The organism is Cellulophaga lytica DSM 7489, assembly GCF_000190595.1.
Taxonomy (GTDB): Bacteria; Bacteroidota; Bacteroidia; order Flavobacteriales; family Flavobacteriaceae; genus Cellulophaga; species Cellulophaga lytica.
This window is the reverse complement of record NC_015167.1, coordinates 2,313,441-2,331,319: the sequence shown is the minus strand read 5'-3', so window position 1 is coordinate 2,331,319 and position 17,879 is coordinate 2,313,441. Positions and strand designations below refer to the sequence as shown.

Here is a 17,879-nt window from a genome sequence, read left to right as displayed (position 1 = left end):
ACTATCAAAAAAAAATTAAAGAAAAAGCACAGACTAGTTGATGAATGTTTTTTTTAATTAAATTTTTATCAAAAAATTAGGAATAAAAAAATAATTCATCAAAAAAAACAGCTTATAAGAAAGAATTACTAAATGCTAACGGTAAAATATCAGAGATAGAATTGCATTTTACCACAGTACCTTCTTCTCCCATTAACAACAAAGTCATAGGTTCTTTTTGTTTTTGCTCATACTCAATCATAGATTGTCTGCAATTACCACAAGGTGCGGCAGGTTCCAAAACTTTATAATTTTTAGATGTAGCTGAAATTGCTACTGAGCATATTTTAACATTGGGGTATATTGCTGCTGCTTGATAAATAGCTACACGTTCTGCACACAAACCAGAAGGGTAAGCGGCATTTTCTTGATTATTACCTAAAACAATTTTTCCGTTTTCTAATAAAACTGCAGCACCTACAAAAAAACTAGAGTAAGGTGCGTATGCATTATTACGTGCTTCTACGGCTTTGAGCATTATTTTTTTGTCTGTTTCAGGCAACTCATTTATAGAGTCGTAAACAGACATATCAAAAGATAAGGTATGTTTTTTCATTTAGTCGTTTAATAATTCTTCACCTAAGTTAAAGGTAAGAGAAAAACGTAAAGTATTTTCTAACGGATTTTTTATTTTTGATGTAGAAAATAAATAAGATAAATCTACCTGTGCAGCTTTAAATTTAAATCCGGCTCCTAGTGAAAAGAATTTACGAGCTCCTTTTTGTTCATTTTCATTAAAATAACCTGTTCTAAGCATAAATGCATCTTGGTAGGTGTATTCTGCTCCTAGTGCCCATGTTACTTCTTTTATTTCTTCACTAAAACCATCTGGTGCATCTGTAAAAGAATCAAAAGCACCTTCTAAGAAACTAATTTGTTGGTAACGCTCATTATCTTCACTATCAATTTGGCCATCTTCATTAAAATCTTGTGGTGTTGGCACTAATAACTTATTAAATTCTGTATTTATAGATAATACATTGTCTTGATCTAAAATAAAATCAAACCCTGCTCCAAATTTTAAGTTTCCTGGCAAAAAGTTTTCTTGTCCGTTGTTGTCATATGATATTTTACTTCCAAGGTTAGATATGTTAAACCCTGCTCTCCATCTTCCATCAAACTTTTCGTAAGCAATTTCTGGAGATCTATAAAAACCAGATATATCTACGGCAAAAGCTGTAGCTGCACTAGTATCTTCACTAGAATCATCTGAAGGAAATTTTAAATTAGACGTAATAAATCTACCACCAACACCCATAGAAAAGGTATTAGATAATTTTAATGCATAAGCACCTTCTAAAACAAACTCATTTGGTTTTGCTATTCTAGCTGGTTCATCTATAGTTTGCCTAAGTTCTACTTCTCCTAAACCAAAATAACGGAGTCCAAATGCAAATGCACTTCTATCATTAATTTTATTATGAAAAGTTGCATTAAGTAAAGCTACATCTGTAACTATGTTTTCTAGGTAAGGAGTATAACTTATACCAAATCCCATTTTTTACTCTGCAAAAGCAAATTTTGAAGCGTTCCATTGTAAGGAATAAGCATCTGCCGAAGTGGCAACCCCCATATCTCCCATACCTGCAGCTCTGGCGTCTGCGGCTATATTTAAAAAAGGTACTGCTGTTGTAATTGCTCTGTTCTGCTCTTGAGCATTACCAAAATATACGGACACCAAAAGTGCTAAGGCTAGTATTTTTTTCATCATCAATTTTATAATATCTGTTCTTTATCCAAATGTCACTACAATAAATAGTGCAATATTTTAATAAACGCTCTTTTTCAAAATATCTTATAAATTAAGAACTTTATTTTTAATAATACATAACAATGCCCAATATACTATAAAAAATAAAACTCCTTATTTACTTATTATTAAGCAACTATAAATTTCTATTAAAAAGAATTCATAAAATAATACTAATATAATATTTACGCCGTTATAGATTTGTTGAACATTGTTTTATAGCTTGTTTTATAATTTTTTGGGAATTGTAAAATATTCTAAGAAAATTTGCGTTTAATAAGCCGATAGTAAGCAAAGTTTAAATAGAAAATAAGTATAGTATAACTGCAATTAGCAGTAAAGTATAGAACTCAAGTCTTAATTATGAAAAAACAATTCATTAAAGTTGTACTCTCGTGTGCTGTTGTAGCAGGTAGCATAACTAGTTGTAAAAAATCATCTTCATCTAAAGATGTATCTCGTGCCACAGGTTGGAAGATAAATGCCAAAGAGGGTGGTTTTCAGCACAACTCTGATTTTAAAGAACAAGTTACCGCACCGGGACTTGTATTTATAGAAGGTGGTACATTTACCAAAGGTAAGGTACAGGATGATGTTATGCATGATTGGAATAATACTCCAACGCAACAACATGTACAATCCTTTTATATGGATGAAACTGAAGTAACTAATAAAATGTACCTACAATTTTTAGATTACTTAAAATCTGTTTACCCACCAGAAGACCCTAAATATGCAAATATTTACAAAGGGGCTTTGCCTGATACTTTGGTATGGAGAAACAGACTTGGTTTTAACGAAACTATGACTAACAACTATTTAAGACACCCTGGCTATGCAGAGTATCCTGTAGTTGGTGTTAACTGGGTACAAGCTACGCAATTTGCAGAATGGCGTACAGACCGTGTTAACGAATTAATGTTGGAAAAAGAAGGCTACCTTAATAAAGAAGCTAAATACAAAGCATTAAATGGTGAAGCTGCTGGTACTTTTAGTACTGAAGCTTACCTAAACAGACCAGAGTCTGTTTATGGCGGACAAATAGATTCTTTACAAGGTAAAGCTAAAAAGAACGACTCTGTACCTTCTTTTGCTAAAAGAAGTAGTGGTGTAATTTTACCAGAATATAGATTACCTACAGAAACAGAATGGGAATATGCTGCACAAGCTAACCAAGGTTCTAGAGAATACAATAACTACAGAGGTAGAAAAAAATATCCTTGGGAAGGAGATTACACTCGTAACGGACAACGTGTTGGTAGAGGTGATCAACTAGCTAACTTTAAACAAGGAAAAGGTGATTATGGTGGAATTGCTGGTTGGTCTGACGATGGTGCAGATATTACAAACGCAGTAATGTCATACAAACCAAATGATTTAGGTCTTTATGATATGGCAGGTAACGTGTCTGAATGGGTTGCAGATGTATACAGACCAATAGTAGATGATGAAATTAGTGACTTTAACTACTATAGAGGTAACATTTATATGAAAACAGCAATTGGTGAAGACGGTAAAGTAAACGTACTTAGAGATTCTGTTGTTTATGACACCTTACCTAACGGAAAAATAGTAGCTGTTAATTTGCCTGGTGAAATTAAAATGGTTGCCGTAGATGAAGAAGAAACTTATTTAAGAACTAATTTCTCTTCTAGTGATAACAGAGGTTATAGAGATGGTGAGCCTGGATCTACAAGATTTTATGACAGATTTAATGAAGCTGATGGTGATGAAGAAAACAAGATATCTATGTACAACTCTCCTACTAATAAAATAGAAAGAGATAGCGCTGGTAATTTTGTTAGAAACTATGACAAGTCTAACTACAGAACGTCTTTAATTAATGATGAAGTTAGAGTATACAAAGGTGGATCATGGAGAGACCGTGCATTTTGGTTAGATCCTGCACAACGTAGATACTTACCACAGTATATGGCTACAGATGATATTGGATTTAGATGTGCAATGTCTAGAGTTGGTTCTAAGTCTAAAACAAAAAACAAAACTGCTAGAGGTAAAAAAGTAAAATAATTTACCACAACATATTTTTTAAAAAAGACTGCTCCTTTGAGCAGTCTTTTTTTTTTATATTCGCTTTATGACAATAGCACAAATCCATCAACTATTTTTAACACATTCTACCGTTTGTACAGACACTAGAAAAATAACTAAAGACTGTATTTTTTTTGCGCTTAAAGGCGATAATTTTAACGGTAATACATACGCTTCAGAAGCTTTAGAAAAAGGTGCTGCTTATGCAGTTGTAGATGAAAAAGAATACGCAATTAACAACAAGTTTATTTTGGTTGATGACGTATTACAAGCATTACAGCAACTTGGCAAGTATCATCGTAAACAATGTAAGGCAAAAGTAATAGGCTTAACGGGTAGTAACGGAAAAACAACAACCAAGGAACTTATTAAAGCTGTTATTCAAAAAAAATATAAAACCGTTGCAACTGTAGGTAACTTAAACAACCACATTGGTGTTCCTTTAACGCTTTTAACCATACAAAAAGATACAGAAATTGCAATTGTAGAAATGGGCGCTAATCACCTTAAAGAAATAGCATTTTTAAGTAGCTTAGCAGAACCAGATTATGGGTATATTACCAATTTTGGAAAAGCACATTTAGAAGGTTTTGGCAGTACTGAAGGTGTTATACAAGGTAAAAGTGAATTGTACAAGTACCTAACCACAAACCAAAAACACGTTTTTTTAAATGCAGATGATCCTATACAAGAAAGTAAGCTTGGTACGTATGTAAAAAAAATAGGGTTTAGCAGTAACAATAGCAATTATTTTAAAATAGAATTACTTAGCGCAGACCCGTTTGTTACTATTAAAGTAAAAGATATTACAATAACCACTAAGTTGGTTGGTGCTTATAATTTTACCAATTGTTGTGCTGCTATAATTATGGGTAAATATTTTAACATAGCACTACCATTAATTAAAGAAGCTATAGAAGGTTATACACCAGCAAATAACAGATCTCAGATACTAGAACAAAACGGTTACAAAATAATACTAGATGCCTACAATGCTAACCCAACAAGTATGGCTGCAGCATTAGATAATTTTAATGGTATAAAAGCCGCACATAAAATTGTTTTTTTGGGAGATATGTTTGAGCTTGGTACTACTGCAGAAACAGAGCACCAGCATATAGCAGATAAGGCTTGTAAAATGAATTTTACCACTACTTTTTTAGTAGGCGAAAATTTTGCAAAAGCAAAAACAGAAGCTACACAACTAGCCACATTTAAAGATTTAGAAGAGTATTTAAAAAAGCATCCTTTACAACCCAATAGCAGCCTTTTAATAAAAGGATCTAGAGGTATGGCTTTGGAACGCATTTTAGATATATTATAAAAAAACCTCTCTTTTCAGAGAGGTTTTTAGTTTTTAAAAAATTTTTAAAATAAGCATATCTAATACTTCTATTACAATAAGTATTATAATAATCCACTCTAGCCTACTGCTTTCTTTGTGGTCCATAATATCTTTAAACAATTCTAGATTTTCTTTAATAATCTCTAATCGTTCATGAATATACCTATACCTATCTTTTAGGTCAAACGTTTTTTTAAGTTCAAGGTTTAAAAGACTTAAAGCTTCATTATCCCAAGTTATATCTGGAGAATCAAAAATATATAGGTTTTCAGAAATCTCATTTTTAATATTTAAAACTCTACCTATAAATCTTTTTAGTTTATTACCAGAGATATCTAGTTTTCCTTTTTGCTCCAAATACTTTGTGTGCTCATTTGTTTCTCCCAATAATTGCTCTGTAATATCAAAATAATTATCTAAAGCCACAGACTGCGATGCATTTAACACTATTAAACGTATAGCCTCATAATCAAAAAAAGGTATTATTACCTTGTTAAATGACACCTCTTGTTTTTCTGGTTCTATAACAACATTTACTTCTTCAGAAAAACGTTCATCTTTTAAGCCTTTACAAAAGGGTTTAATACTATCTAAAATTGTTCTTTTTTCTTCTAAAGTATGATTAAAAAAGCCAACCATACCATATTGAAAAATGTAAACAAATTTTTCATTTCCCATTTTATAAAATAACTCGTCTCCGTCTGAAAAAAGGAGCTCCCAAGTTAAACTACGCTTGCATTCTCTAATACTTATAGAGGCTGCAATTTGGTATGCATCTACGCTATACATGGCTAATCTTCAACATCGTCTATAGGAATATCTGGTATAGCGTTAGGATCGTCATCATCAAAATCTTCATAATCATCCTCATCATAATTAGCCATAGTCACCTCTAACTTTTCACTAATTTTAACCAAATACTTAGTATCTTCTGTTAGTACCTCTACAGCTTCTATGCGCTCTCCTTTTGCGTTGTAAAAACTTATAACATTAAGGTCATCATAACCATCTGGATACTTCTCTACCAAAAGTTTTAAAACTTCTGGAGTAAGCTTTTTAAAATCTACAATAACTCTTTTTAAATTATCCATAGTTACATATCTAATAAGTAAGCAAAAATTAATGGCGCAACAATTGTAGCATCACTCTCTATTATAAATTTAGGCGTATCTATATCTAATTTACCCCAAGTAATTTTTTCATTTGGCACTGCACCAGAGTATGATCCGTAACTTGTTGTAGAATCGCTAATTTGACAAAAATAGCTCCAGAATGGTGTATCTGTACGCTCCATATCTTGGTATAACATTGGCACTACGCAAATAGGAAAATCACCTGCAATACCACCACCTATTTGAAAAAATCCAATTCCGTTTTCAGAATTCTCTGTATACCAATCTGCCAAGAATGTCATATATTCTATACCAGATTTCATAGTACTAGCTTTAAGCTCACCTTTTAACACATATGATGCAAAAATGTTACCCATTGTACTGTCTTCCCAACCAGGACAAACTATTGGTAAGTTTTTTTCTGCTGCTGCATACATCCAAGAATCTTTTAAATCTATCTCATAATACTCTTCTAAAACACCAGAAAGTAGCATTTTGTACATATATTCATGAGGCAAGTAACGCTCACCAGCAGCTTCTGCATCTTTCCAAATTTTTACAATATGCTCTTGCAAACGTCTAAAAGCTTCTTCTTCTGGTATACACGTATCTGTTACACGGTTTAGGCCTTTTTCTAGCAAATCCCACTCTTGTTGCGGAGTTAAATCTCTATAATTAGGCACACGTTTGTAATGTGAGTGTGCTACCAAGTTCATAATATCTTCTTCTAGGTTTGCACCAGTACAGGATATAATTTGCACTTTGTCTTGACGAATCATCTCTGCAAATATTTTTCCTAACTCTGCAGTACTCATTGCACCAGCCAAAGAAACTAACATTTTAGATCCTTTGTTTAACTGATCTTCATACCCTTTTGCAGCATCTACCAAAGCAGCAGAATTAAAGTGTAAGTAGTATTTTTCTATAAAATTAGAGATAGCTCCTTTAGTCTTCATCTTCTTCAAATTTTGAAATAGTAGAGTTACCAGCTTTTAGATCTATAGCATATGTATTATCATAAGCATCATCTACACCTTCACCCATAAATTTATAACTTAACATTTTGTAGTATAATTTTGCTGCTAAAAAATCTGACGATTTATCTGCCTTATTTGGGCAAAGTTCAACAATATCAAAACCTACAACATTTTTTTCTGTAAATACTTGTTTTAAAAACTCTAGAGTTTCATACCAAAACAAACCTCCTGGTTCTGGTGTTCCTGTAGATGGTAATATAGATGGGTCTAAAGCATCTAAATCTAAGGTAATAAAAACGTTTTCTGTCATTTGGTCTACAACCTTATCCATCCAATACTCATCATTAACCATATCATGAGCAAAGAATGTTTTTTCTTCATCCATATATGTTTTTTCTATAGCATCCATACTACGTATACCTACTTGTAACAAATTAGTTTGTTGACTTGCCTCATGCACTGCGCAAGCGTGGTTACAAGCTGTTCCCTCATAAGATGCTCTTAAATCTGCATGTGCATCAATATGCAAAACAGTTAGGTTATTAAAACACTCATTAAAAGCCCTAATAGTACCTATAGAAATAGAATGTTCACCACCAAATAACGTTACAAACTTGTTACGCTTAATGTACTTTTTAGTGATTTTATGCACCTCGTCTACCATAGCTTCTGGCGAGCTATTTTCTGTAATTGCATCAGCAAGGTATATTCCTTGTTGGTATGGTTCTGTACCGGTTTCAATATCGTACAATTCCATATTTTCTGATGCAACTAAAAAAGCCTCTGGCCCTTTATCTGCTCCTTTTCCCCATGTACTTGTTCCGTCATAAGGAACTGGGATTAAAACTACTTTTGCGGTCTCCAATTGCGCAAACTCATCTGGAATGCCTGCGTAATTATTTGTTGTGCTCATATCCTAAAATTTTAAGCAGATCTTCTGCCTTTTGTTGTTCATTAAATAATTTGGTTGTTATTTTTCCTTCTGCATCTTTGTTTATTAATATGTGCTTTGGCTGTGGTATTAAGCAATGTTGTAAACCGCCATAACCACCAATACTTTCTTGGTAAGCTCCAGTATTAAAAAACCCAATGTATAAAGGTTTATTTTTTTTATATTTTGGTAAATAAATAGCATTTGTGTGTTGCTCACTGTTGTAATAATCATCACTATCACAAGTTAAACCACCAAGCAATACTCGCTCATACTCATCATTCCACCTATTAATTGGCAGCATAATAAACCTTTTATTTATTGCCCAAGTATCTGGCAATGTTGTAATAAAAGAAGAGTCTATCATATTCCACTTTTCTCTATCGTTTTGTTGTTTTTGGTATAAAATTTCATAAATAGCACCACCTGCTTCACCCACAGTAAAACTACCAAACTCAGTAAAAATATTTGGCACATCTACGCCTGCCTCATCACATGTTAATTTAATCTGATTAATGATTTCATCAATCATATATTGGTAATCATAATCAAAAACTAAAGAGTTTTTGATTGGAAAACCACCACCTATATTTAAACTATCTAGAGACGGACAAATCTTTTTTAATTTTACATAAACCTTTAAACACTTTAAAAGCTCGTTCCAGTAATATGCATTGTCTTTTATACCTGTATTTATAAAAAAGTGCAACATTTTTAACTGTACCTTATCATTATCTCTAATTTGATTTTCATAAAAAGGAACAATGTTTTTGTAGCCAATTCCTAAGCGAGAAGTATAAAACTCAAATTTTGGTTCTTCTTCAGACGCTATACGAATTCCTACTTTAAAGTCTTCATTAATTTCATTAGACAACAAGTCTATTTCCTCATAATTATCTATAATTGGTATGCAATTACGGTGTCCTTCATTAATTAACCTTGCTATGTTTGTTATGTATTGGTCTCTTTTAAAGCCGTTACATATTACATAAGTATCATCTTTAATTTTACCTTCTTGTTTTAAGTGCTCAACAATATTAATATCAAACGCAGAAGACGTTTCTATATGTATATTATTATTTAAGGCCTCATGCAATACTGGTTTAAAATGAGAACTTTTAGTACAATAACAGTAATGGTATTTACCTTTATATTGGTATTTTTCCATTGCTATAGCAAACCAATTTTTAGCTCTAGAAATATTATCAGAGATTTTTGGTAAGTATGTAAACTTTAACGGGCTACCGTATTGTTCTACTAGTTGTTTTAATGGTATGTCATGAAACATTAAGTTTTCACCATCTAACTTAAATTCTTCTTGCGGAAAATGATAAGTCTGGTCAATTAAATCAATATATTTAGTATTCATTAAATTATTATTTGATAAATTAAAATTTTAAAACACAGGAAAACCTTGTGCTTTTGGGCGTTTTTTGCGACTAAAATTTTAAAATACTAAACAATGATTTGACGTTCCGTGGTTGGCACGAAAAAGTAGTCATGCTGGCTGCAGACTATAGAGGTGTTACCGGAAGTTAGCTTTAAAATTCGGTTTCCTATCTTATAGGTTGTTTTTGGGTATGACTTCCTAATTCCCAAAAACCCGAACATAGAAACATTATACATTTATGCTCAGCTATGTGCTAAATTGCCAAAATTTAATCCTTTATTTTGACGGGACAAATGAAAACAAAAAAAATGAAAAAACTAATATTCCATCAAAAAAAATAAAAAAAATAATTTTCTGATAACACAAAGCTAACAGAACACTTAAAAACCCCTTTAAAACAAGGAATACAAGAGTTGTAATCAATTTAAAAATAAGTCTTAAAAATCTTATATTTTTAAAAAAAAGTTCTTTTTAAAGTCAAAAACACTTGTTACTTTAAGTTATTTTAATGCCGTTTATAACTTATTCTCTCTTAAATTTACAAAACAATAGTAATAAAACGTATGAAAAATACCATATCACATAGAGTAGCAGATTTTTTAAAAAACTACCCTCCTTTTAATCAATTATTATTAGAAGAATTACAAGAATTAGCTACACAAATATCTATTGTTTATAAAGAAAAAGATGCTATTATTTTTAATGAAAATGATGCGCCACATACTCATTTTTATATTATACATAAAGGTGCCGTATCTTTAAATAAAACAGAAACCAATACTATTGTAGATATTTGTGATGAAGGAGATATTTTTGGTTTACGCCCTTTAATTGCTAATGAAAATTATAAAATGCAAGCAAAGGCACATGAAGAAAGTATATTATACGCCATACCTATTGTTACTTTTAAACCATTTGCTACTAGCAACAGAGATGTTGGTAATTTTTTAATAGATAGTTTTGCCTCTAACACTAGAAACCCTTATTCTAAAAGCTACAGAGGTACCTTATACGGAGAGCCTGAAAGCGGAGAAGTTTACAACCCTAGTGCAGAGTTGTTTGACTTGCAGCCTGTAAAATATTCTAAAAAACTAGTAAGTTGCTCTCCTAAAACACAAGCAAAAGTGCTAGCTGCAAAAATGACAAGCAAAAATGTTGGTGCTATTTTAGTTTTAGAAGACAAATTACCCATTGGTATTATTACAGACAAAGATTTGCGTAACAAAATTGTTACTGGGAAACTACCTATTTCTGCTCCTGCAAGAGAGATAATGACATCTCCAGTAATTACTTACTCAAAAAAATTAACCATTACGCAGGCACAAATGGCAATGATAAAAAGTAATATTAGCCATTTATGCTTAACAAAAGATGGTACTGTTAATTCTAAGGCTGTTGGTATTTTATCTAAACATGATGTTATGCTTGCGGTTGGCAATAACCCAACAGTACTAATTAAGGCAATAAAAAGAGCCACTAGAACTAAGGAAATTAAGCAGGTAAGAAAAAGTATTATGATGCTGTTAAAGGGATATTTAAACCAGAATATACCAATGACATTAATTTCTAAAATTATTTCTGAGTTAAATGATGCCTGTATTAAACAAATTATAAAAAATTCTATTGCTAAGTTAGGTACTCCGTTACCTGTATCTTTTAGTTGGCTTGCATTAGGTAGCCAAGGCAGAAGCGAACAATTATTGCACACAGACCAAGACAATGCTCTGGTTTTTGAAGATGTACCACCAGAAAAACTAGAAGAAACAAAAGCAATATTTATAAATTTTGCCAAACAAGTAACACAAAGACTAAACGTTATTGGCTACGAGTATTGCCCTGCAGAAATGATGGCTTCTAACCCAAATTGGTGCTTAAGCCTTAGTGAGTGGAAAACAAATGTTACATCTTGGATTACAAATCCTGGTAAAGATGAAGTATTGTTATCATCTATATTTTTTGATTATAACAATGTATATGGCAACCAAGAGTTGGTTACAGAACTATCAAACCATATATTTGAAACAGCTAAAAATTACCCAAATTTCTTTTTACATTTAGCTAGCGGATCTTTACAAAACCCATCTCCTACCGGTTTTTTTAGACAATTTTTAGTAGAGCAAGATGGTGCAAATAAAGACTTTTTTGATATTAAAAGACGTGCGCTTATGCCATTAACAGATGCAGCTAGAGTTTTAATATTATCTCACTCTATAAAGTCTATTAATTATACTGCAGAGCGTTTTGAAAAATTAGCCGAGTTAGAACCCAATAACGCAGAACTATTTATTGCTGCATCATATGCTACCAAAGCATTACTAAAATTTAGAACCAAACAAGGTTTATTACATAACGATTCTGGCAGGTACATATCATTAAGCAAACTAACTAAAGCAGAGAAAATAAAACTTAAACGAACCTTTAGAACTATTAAGGAAATACAAGAATTAGTGTATATTAGATTTAAAGTATCAAACCTATTAAGATGATAAATTTCTTTAAAAAAAGTAAATTAGATTTACCAGATTATTGGCTTGAATATGAAAATCTTTTTAAAACCAAACAACCAGAAAACATACAAGATATTACGTTTGTTGTTTTAGATACAGAAACTACTGGCTTTAGTTACCAAGAAGATCGTATGCTTTGTATTGGTGCTTTAAAACTTAAAAATAATGATATTAATATAGGTGATAGTTTTGAGGTTTTTATACACCAAGATCATTACAACCAAGAAACGGCAGAAATACACGGAATATTAAAAGAAGGTAAAACTACTAGACTTGAAGAGCTAGAAACCTTAAAACTGTTTTTAGCGTACCTAAAAAACAGTGTCATTGTAGCCCACCACGCTGGTTTTGATGTTACTTTTATAAATATGGCATTAGAGCGCCATAGCTTACCCAAATTAAAAAACAAAATTTTAGATACCTCTACCTTGTATAAAAAAACACTTATACGCTCTAATTTATTGGTGAAAAAAGAGCATTATTCTTTAGATGAATTGGCAGAAAAGTTTAGTATATCTGTAAAAGATAGGCATACCGCTCTTGGTGATGCGTATATTACTGCTATTGCTTTTTTAAAGATTTTGGTAAAATTAAAAGAGAAAAAAATTACCACTTTAAAACAGTTACTCCGCATTTATTAAAACAGCATAAAAAAAGCGACAAACTAGGTCTACCAGATTGCCGCTTTTTTAAGTTATTTGCATATTATTCTTCTACACTCATTGCCATTTCATGATCATACTTGCAACAGGCAGGTAATTCTTTATAAGCTTCTTCACTTCCGGAAGACTTTTCTGTATCGTAACCAGATTCTGCTATAGCTTTATGAAATGCATCTTCATTAGTTTTATCATCATTAAAAGCAATTGTAATTTGTTTCTTTTTAACATCCCAATTTGCACTAGCTACACCGTCTACAGATTTTGCTGCTTTTTCTATAGTACTTTTACACATACCACAGTTACCACGCACACCAAAAGTAGTTTTAGCCGTAGCCAACTCATCTTCTACATTTACACTAGTGCTGTTACCACCATCTGTAGTCTGCTTTGCATCATTTTTACAACTGGTAAAGGCTAATAAGCCAAGTACAGCTGTAGTCAAAATCATCTTTTTCATAGTAGATATTTATTAATCGATGTTAATATAGTAATTTTTATTTTTTATACATTTAAAAAATGCATCTACTTATTTATATTTTTATGTTTTTTAATCGTAATGCATTTGCAATTACAGACACAGAACTAAAACTCATAGCTAAAGCTGCTATCATAGGGGAAAGCAACAAACCAAAGACAGGATACAAAACACCTGCTGCAATTGGTACACCTATAGTATTATAAATTAGCGCAAAAAATAAGTTTTGTTTAATGTTTTTAAGTACTCCACTACTTAAGTTATGTGCTTTAACTATACCGTGTAAATCTCCTTTTACAAGTGTAATCATTGCGCTCTCTATAGCCACATCTGTACCAGTACCCATTGCAATGCCAACATCACTTTTTGCTAATGCAGGCGCATCATTAATTCCATCACCAGCCATAGCAACTATTTTACCTTGTTGTTGTAATTTTTCAACTTCTTTTAACTTATCTTTTGGCAACATACCGGCTTTAAAACTATTTAAATTAAGTGAGTCTGCTACAGCCTTAGCAGTTTCATAAGTATCACCAGTAAGCATAATTACGTCTACTCCTCTATTTTGTAGTTCCTTTATTGCTTTAGCGCTTGTTTCTTTAATTTTATCAGCAATAACAACATAACCTATGACCTCTTTATTTATTGCTACATAAGAAACTGTTTTTCCTTGTTTTTGATATTTTTGTACTTCCTCTTCCATTACAGAAGAAATAGTAGCATTAGCATAGTTCATCATTAATGCATTACCCAAACTTATTTTAGTATCAGAAATAACACCTTCTACACCTTTACCTGTAACAGCATTAAAGTTTTTTGTTTTTAAAAAATCAACTTTATTTTCTTTAGCATAATTTACTGTAGCTTCTGCTAAAGGGTGCTCACTAGAATTATTTAATGAAGCTATAAATTGTGTTACTTTATCTACCGTAAAATCTTTATTAAAAACACCTACATTTTCTACTGTGGGCTTCCCTTCTGTAATTGTTCCTGTTTTGTCTACAATTAAAACGTCTACTTTATTCATTAACTCCAAAGCCTCAGCATTTTTTATTAAAACACCGTTTTGGGCTCCTTTACCAACACCAACCATAATAGACATTGGTGTTGCCAAGCCTAATGCACAAGGACACGCTATTATTAATACCGCAATAGCATTTACTAAGGCAAAAACATAAGCAGGCTCTGGACCCCAAATTACCCAAGCAATAAAGGTTAGTATAGAAACAATAACCACTACTGGCACAAAATAACTAGATATTTTATCTGCTAATTTTTGTATTGGCGCTCTACTACGACTGGCATCATTCACCATTTTAACAATCTGAGAAAGCAATGTATCTGCACCCACTTTTTCTGCTTGCATTAAAAAAGACTGGTTACCGTTAATAGTACCACTACTAACCTCATCTTTTACAGTTTTACTAACAGCAATGGGTTCTCCAGAAATCATAGACTCGTCTACCGTTGTGCTACCCTCTGTAATATAACCATCAACAGGGATTTTTTCTCCTGGTTTCACTTTTAGAACATCACCTTTAACAACGTTATTTATAGCAACTTCTTCTTCTACTCCGTTAACAACCTTAACTGCTTTGTTAGGTGCAAGTTTAAGTAACTCTTTAACAGCTGCATTAGTTTTACTGTGCGCGCGTGCCTCTAACACCTGCCCCATTAAAACTAATGTTAATATTACCGTTGCAGCTTCAAAATATACATGTACTGCTCCACTTTGTGTTTTAAACTCAGCAGGAAAAAAATCTGGTACCAATAAGCCAAAAACACTAAATAACCAAGCTACACCTGCGCCAATACCAACCAGTGTAAACATATTTAAATTCCACGTTTTCACACTTCTGTAAGCACGTTCAAAAAACATCCACGTACCATAAAAAACTACAGGTATAGACAACACTAATTGTACCCAATTCCAATATTTTTGATCTAAAATGGTATACAATGGGTTGTTAACCAGCATCTCGCTCATTGCTATTAAAAAAATAGGTAATGTAAAACCTAAGGACAACCAAAACTTATGTATTAGTTTTTTATATGTTTTTTCTTCTGCGGAAAGACTAGGTTCCATTGGCACTAAGTCCATACCACAAATAGGGCAATATCCGGGCTCATCTTTTACAACCTCTGGATGCATTGGACACGTATATTGTTGTTGAGTAACAGGGTTTAAATTTTGTTCCTCTACCAAATCCATTCCGCAGACAGGACAGTCACCAGCCTCATCGTAAGTTTTATCATCTTCACAATGCATAGGACAATAAAAAACACCTGTGCCTTGCCCTTTTGGCTGTGCTTCTTTTTTTGGAGTATGCACGTGCTCACCTACATTATGTATACTATACCTGTCACCATCTTTTTTTAAAGCTTCTTTAAAAGTATTTATAGGTATATGAGATTCGGATTCTATTGTAGCTTCTGCTTTTTCTAAATTAACGCTAGCATTAGTAACACCATCTACATTAGCCAGTGTTTTTTCTACGTGCCCACGGCAACCATTACAAGTCATTCCGTGTATATGATAGGTATGTTTCATTTTGTTTCTTTTTACACTACAAAATTAAGCACACAGTCTTTGTTGCACTTTCACAATTCCGATTCTTATTTATACAATTTGGTCTAGTGTTTTTCTATCCCAATTCTCCAAATTTTTATAATCGCTCATAGACATTCCTGTAACAGTTTTAAACTGGCGGGCTAAATGGCTACTTGTTTTATAATTTAAACTATAAGCTATTTCAGAAAAATTTAGTTGTCCTAACTGTATGTATTCCTTTACTTTTTCTATTTTTAAGTTGATGGTGTATTTCTCTAACGTTACACCTTCAGACTTACTAAAAAGCTTACTAAGAGCTGTTTCTGTTTTACCAAATTCTTTTGCTAAAGCCTGAAAAATATGAGCTGTTTCTCCATTTTCGATCTTATGAATTATAGCCACTTTTAATTGTTCAATTAAAGTATCTGTCTTGTTAGCTATTACTTCAAAACCAATTTGGGTAAGCATTTTACTTAAGTTTTTAAAACTACTTTTAGCACCTTTTGTAGCAATAACTTTTCCTAATTCTACAGACTCCACCACATAACCTTCAGCATTAAAAATATCTAAAACCGAAGCTATACAACGGTTGCAAACCATATTTTTTATATAAATTGTTTCTTGCATAATTAATTGAGGGTGCTATTTTTTTTAAAAAAAATTGACATAAAAAAAATACACAAATGGGCAATTTTAAAACTGCTACAATGGTGTATTTTTTTATAATGAATACATTGTAAACAATGCTTCAAAATTACTTAAAAAAAAGAATTACTAGTGTTATAAACCTCTTAAAACAATGCTTTTAAAGTTTTGCAACTAGCTTTTAAAACGATTATAAGCTTCTTTACTTAACTCCTCTCTAAAATTAGGGTGAGAAATAGATATTAATGCCTTTGCTCTTTCTTGTAAATTTTTACCATATAAATTAACCACTCCGTATTCTGTGGCTACATAGTGTACGTGAGCACGTGTTGTAGTAACACCCGCTCCTTGTTTTAAAAACGGTGTTATTTTAGAAATGCCTTTAGCGGTAATAGACGGCATTGCAAAAATAGGTTTACCACCTTTAGACAAAGATGCACCACGTATAAAATCCATTTGTCCGCCTACACCAGAATATTGCCTGCTACCAATTGTATCTGCACAAATTTGACCTGTAAGATCTATTTCTATAGCGCTATTAATGGCTGTAACCTTAGGGTTTCTGCGTATAATGGAAGTATCATTAGTATAAGCAGCTTCTTTAAAATGCACCAATGGATTATCATCTACAAAATCGTAAAGTTTTTGTGATCCTACAGCAAAGCAGGTTACAATTTTACCGTGTTTTACTACTTTATCTTCGCCTGTAATTACACCACTTTCTATTAAAGGCAAAACACCATCAGAAAACATTTCTGTATGTATACCCAAACGTTTGTGGTTGCCTAAATTACTTAACACTGCGTTTGGTATATTACCTATACCCATTTGTAAGGTAGCACCATCTTCTATTAAACCTGCTACGTGTTTACCAATTTGTTGTTCTATGTTAGATATTGGTGAAATACCGTGCGTATGTATTGGTGTATTAACCTCAACAGCACAGTCTATATCTTTTATGTGTATAATACCATCACCGTGAGTTCTGGGCACGCAAGGGTTTATTTGTGCTATAACTTTTTTTGCTGTTTGTATGGCTGGTAATGTTATGTCTACAGAAACACCTAAAGAACAATACCCGTGTTTATCTGGTGGAGACACTTGCACAACAGCAACATCTAACGGAAGAATTCCGTTTCTAAAAAGCAGGTTAATTTCGCTTAAAAAAATTGGAATATAATCTCCTTGAGTTGTATTTATTAATTGCCTAACATTGCTACCAACAAAGCAACTATTCATTTTAAAACTTTTACTATAAGGCTCTTGTGCATATTTTGCTTGCCCCTCTGTATGTATAGATACAATTTCTACGTTTTTTAATTCTTCATACCTATTACACAAAGCATCTATTAGCACATTTGGCGTCATTGCAGCTCCTTGCAAAAAAACTCTATTACCAGATTTTATAGATTTTGCGGCTTGCGCTGCAGAAACAATATTCAT

At 32.3% G+C, this 17,879-nt stretch carries 14 protein-coding genes and 1 pseudogene; 4 read left to right on the top strand and 11 right to left on the bottom strand.

All coding sequences use genetic code 11. The features are described 5' to 3' along the window. Positions 1–112 precede the first annotated feature (112 nt). Both CELLY_RS10410 and porV read right to left on the bottom strand, forming a co-directional pair. Entirely contained in the window at positions 113–595 is a 483-nt protein-coding gene (locus CELLY_RS10410; protein ID WP_013621636.1) for a cytidine deaminase, read from the bottom strand. Further along, positions 596–1,747, bottom strand: a pseudogene (porV, locus tag CELLY_RS10405) (type IX secretion system outer membrane channel protein PorV). A gap of 405 nt (positions 1,748–2,152) precedes the next feature. Between porV and gldJ the strand changes: the two are divergent. Then, positions 2,153–3,820, top strand: a complete 1,668-nt coding sequence (gene gldJ, locus CELLY_RS10400; RefSeq protein ID WP_013621635.1) for a gliding motility lipoprotein GldJ — start codon at positions 2,153–2,155, stop codon at positions 3,818–3,820. Between the two features lie 67 nt (positions 3,821–3,887). Continuing rightward, entirely contained in the window at positions 3,888–5,165 is a 1,278-nt protein-coding gene (locus CELLY_RS10395; RefSeq protein ID WP_013621634.1) for a UDP-N-acetylmuramoyl-tripeptide--D-alanyl-D-alanine ligase, read from the top strand. A gap of 33 nt (positions 5,166–5,198) precedes the next feature. Here the strand turns inward: CELLY_RS10395 and CELLY_RS10390 are convergent, their stop codons facing one another. From CELLY_RS10390 to CELLY_RS10370, 5 genes are read right to left on the bottom strand one after another with little or no spacing between them, the layout of a single operon-like run. Next, positions 5,199–5,975, bottom strand: coding sequence for an RMD1 family protein (locus CELLY_RS10390; protein WP_013621633.1), 777 nt, complete (start codon positions 5,973–5,975; stop codon positions 5,199–5,201). A 2-nt stretch (positions 5,976–5,977) separates the two neighbouring features. Further along, positions 5,978–6,277, bottom strand: coding sequence for a hypothetical protein (locus CELLY_RS10385; protein ID WP_013621632.1), 300 nt, complete (start codon positions 6,275–6,277; stop codon positions 5,978–5,980). A gap of 2 nt (positions 6,278–6,279) precedes the next feature. Further along, positions 6,280–7,254 carry a deoxyhypusine synthase family protein gene (locus CELLY_RS10380; protein ID WP_013621631.1) on the bottom strand — a complete coding sequence of 325 codons (975 nt, stop codon included), beginning with the start codon at positions 7,252–7,254 and terminating at the stop codon, positions 6,280–6,282. Beyond that, a complete protein-coding gene (gene speB / locus CELLY_RS10375; protein ID WP_013621630.1) occupies positions 7,244–8,188 on the bottom strand; it encodes an agmatinase in 945 nt (314 codons plus the stop codon). The genes CELLY_RS10380 and speB overlap by 11 nt, the downstream gene beginning before the upstream one ends. Next, positions 8,172–9,575 (bottom strand): arginine decarboxylase, encoded by a 1,404-nt coding sequence (locus CELLY_RS10370; RefSeq protein ID WP_013621629.1) that lies wholly within the window; start codon positions 9,573–9,575, stop codon positions 8,172–8,174. The genes speB and CELLY_RS10370 overlap by 17 nt, the downstream gene beginning before the upstream one ends. A gap of 584 nt (positions 9,576–10,159) precedes the next feature. Between CELLY_RS10370 and CELLY_RS10365 the strand changes: the two genes are divergently transcribed. Continuing rightward, positions 10,160–12,082: a DUF294 nucleotidyltransferase-like domain-containing protein gene (locus CELLY_RS10365; protein WP_013621628.1), complete on the top strand. Its 1,923-nt coding sequence runs from the start codon at positions 10,160–10,162 to the stop codon at positions 12,080–12,082. Further along, complete coding sequence (locus CELLY_RS10360; RefSeq protein WP_013621627.1) at positions 12,079–12,744, top strand: 3'-5' exonuclease; 666 nt, start codon at positions 12,079–12,081, stop codon at positions 12,742–12,744. The genes CELLY_RS10365 and CELLY_RS10360 overlap by 4 nt, the downstream gene beginning before the upstream one ends. A 64-nt stretch (positions 12,745–12,808) precedes the next feature. On the opposite strand, the gene CELLY_RS10355 is transcribed toward CELLY_RS10360, so the two are convergent. The 4 genes from CELLY_RS10355 to CELLY_RS10340 form a co-directional block, all read right to left on the bottom strand. Beyond that, on the bottom strand, positions 12,809–13,222 hold the full coding sequence (locus CELLY_RS10355; protein ID WP_013621626.1) for a heavy-metal-associated domain-containing protein: 414 nt from the start codon (positions 13,220–13,222) through the stop codon (positions 12,809–12,811). A gap of 73 nt (positions 13,223–13,295) precedes the next feature. Continuing rightward, on the bottom strand, positions 13,296–15,791 hold the full coding sequence (locus CELLY_RS10350) for a heavy metal translocating P-type ATPase (protein WP_013621625.1): 2,496 nt from the start codon (positions 15,789–15,791) through the stop codon (positions 13,296–13,298). Positions 15,792–15,860: 69 nt separating this feature from the next. Beyond that, positions 15,861–16,418 (bottom strand): helix-turn-helix domain-containing protein, encoded by a 558-nt coding sequence (locus CELLY_RS10345; protein ID WP_013621624.1) that lies wholly within the window; start codon positions 16,416–16,418, stop codon positions 15,861–15,863. Between the two features lie 192 nt (positions 16,419–16,610). Then, positions 16,611–17,879, bottom strand: a complete 1,269-nt coding sequence (locus tag CELLY_RS10340; RefSeq protein ID WP_013621623.1) for an acetyl-CoA hydrolase/transferase family protein — start codon at positions 17,877–17,879, stop codon at positions 16,611–16,613.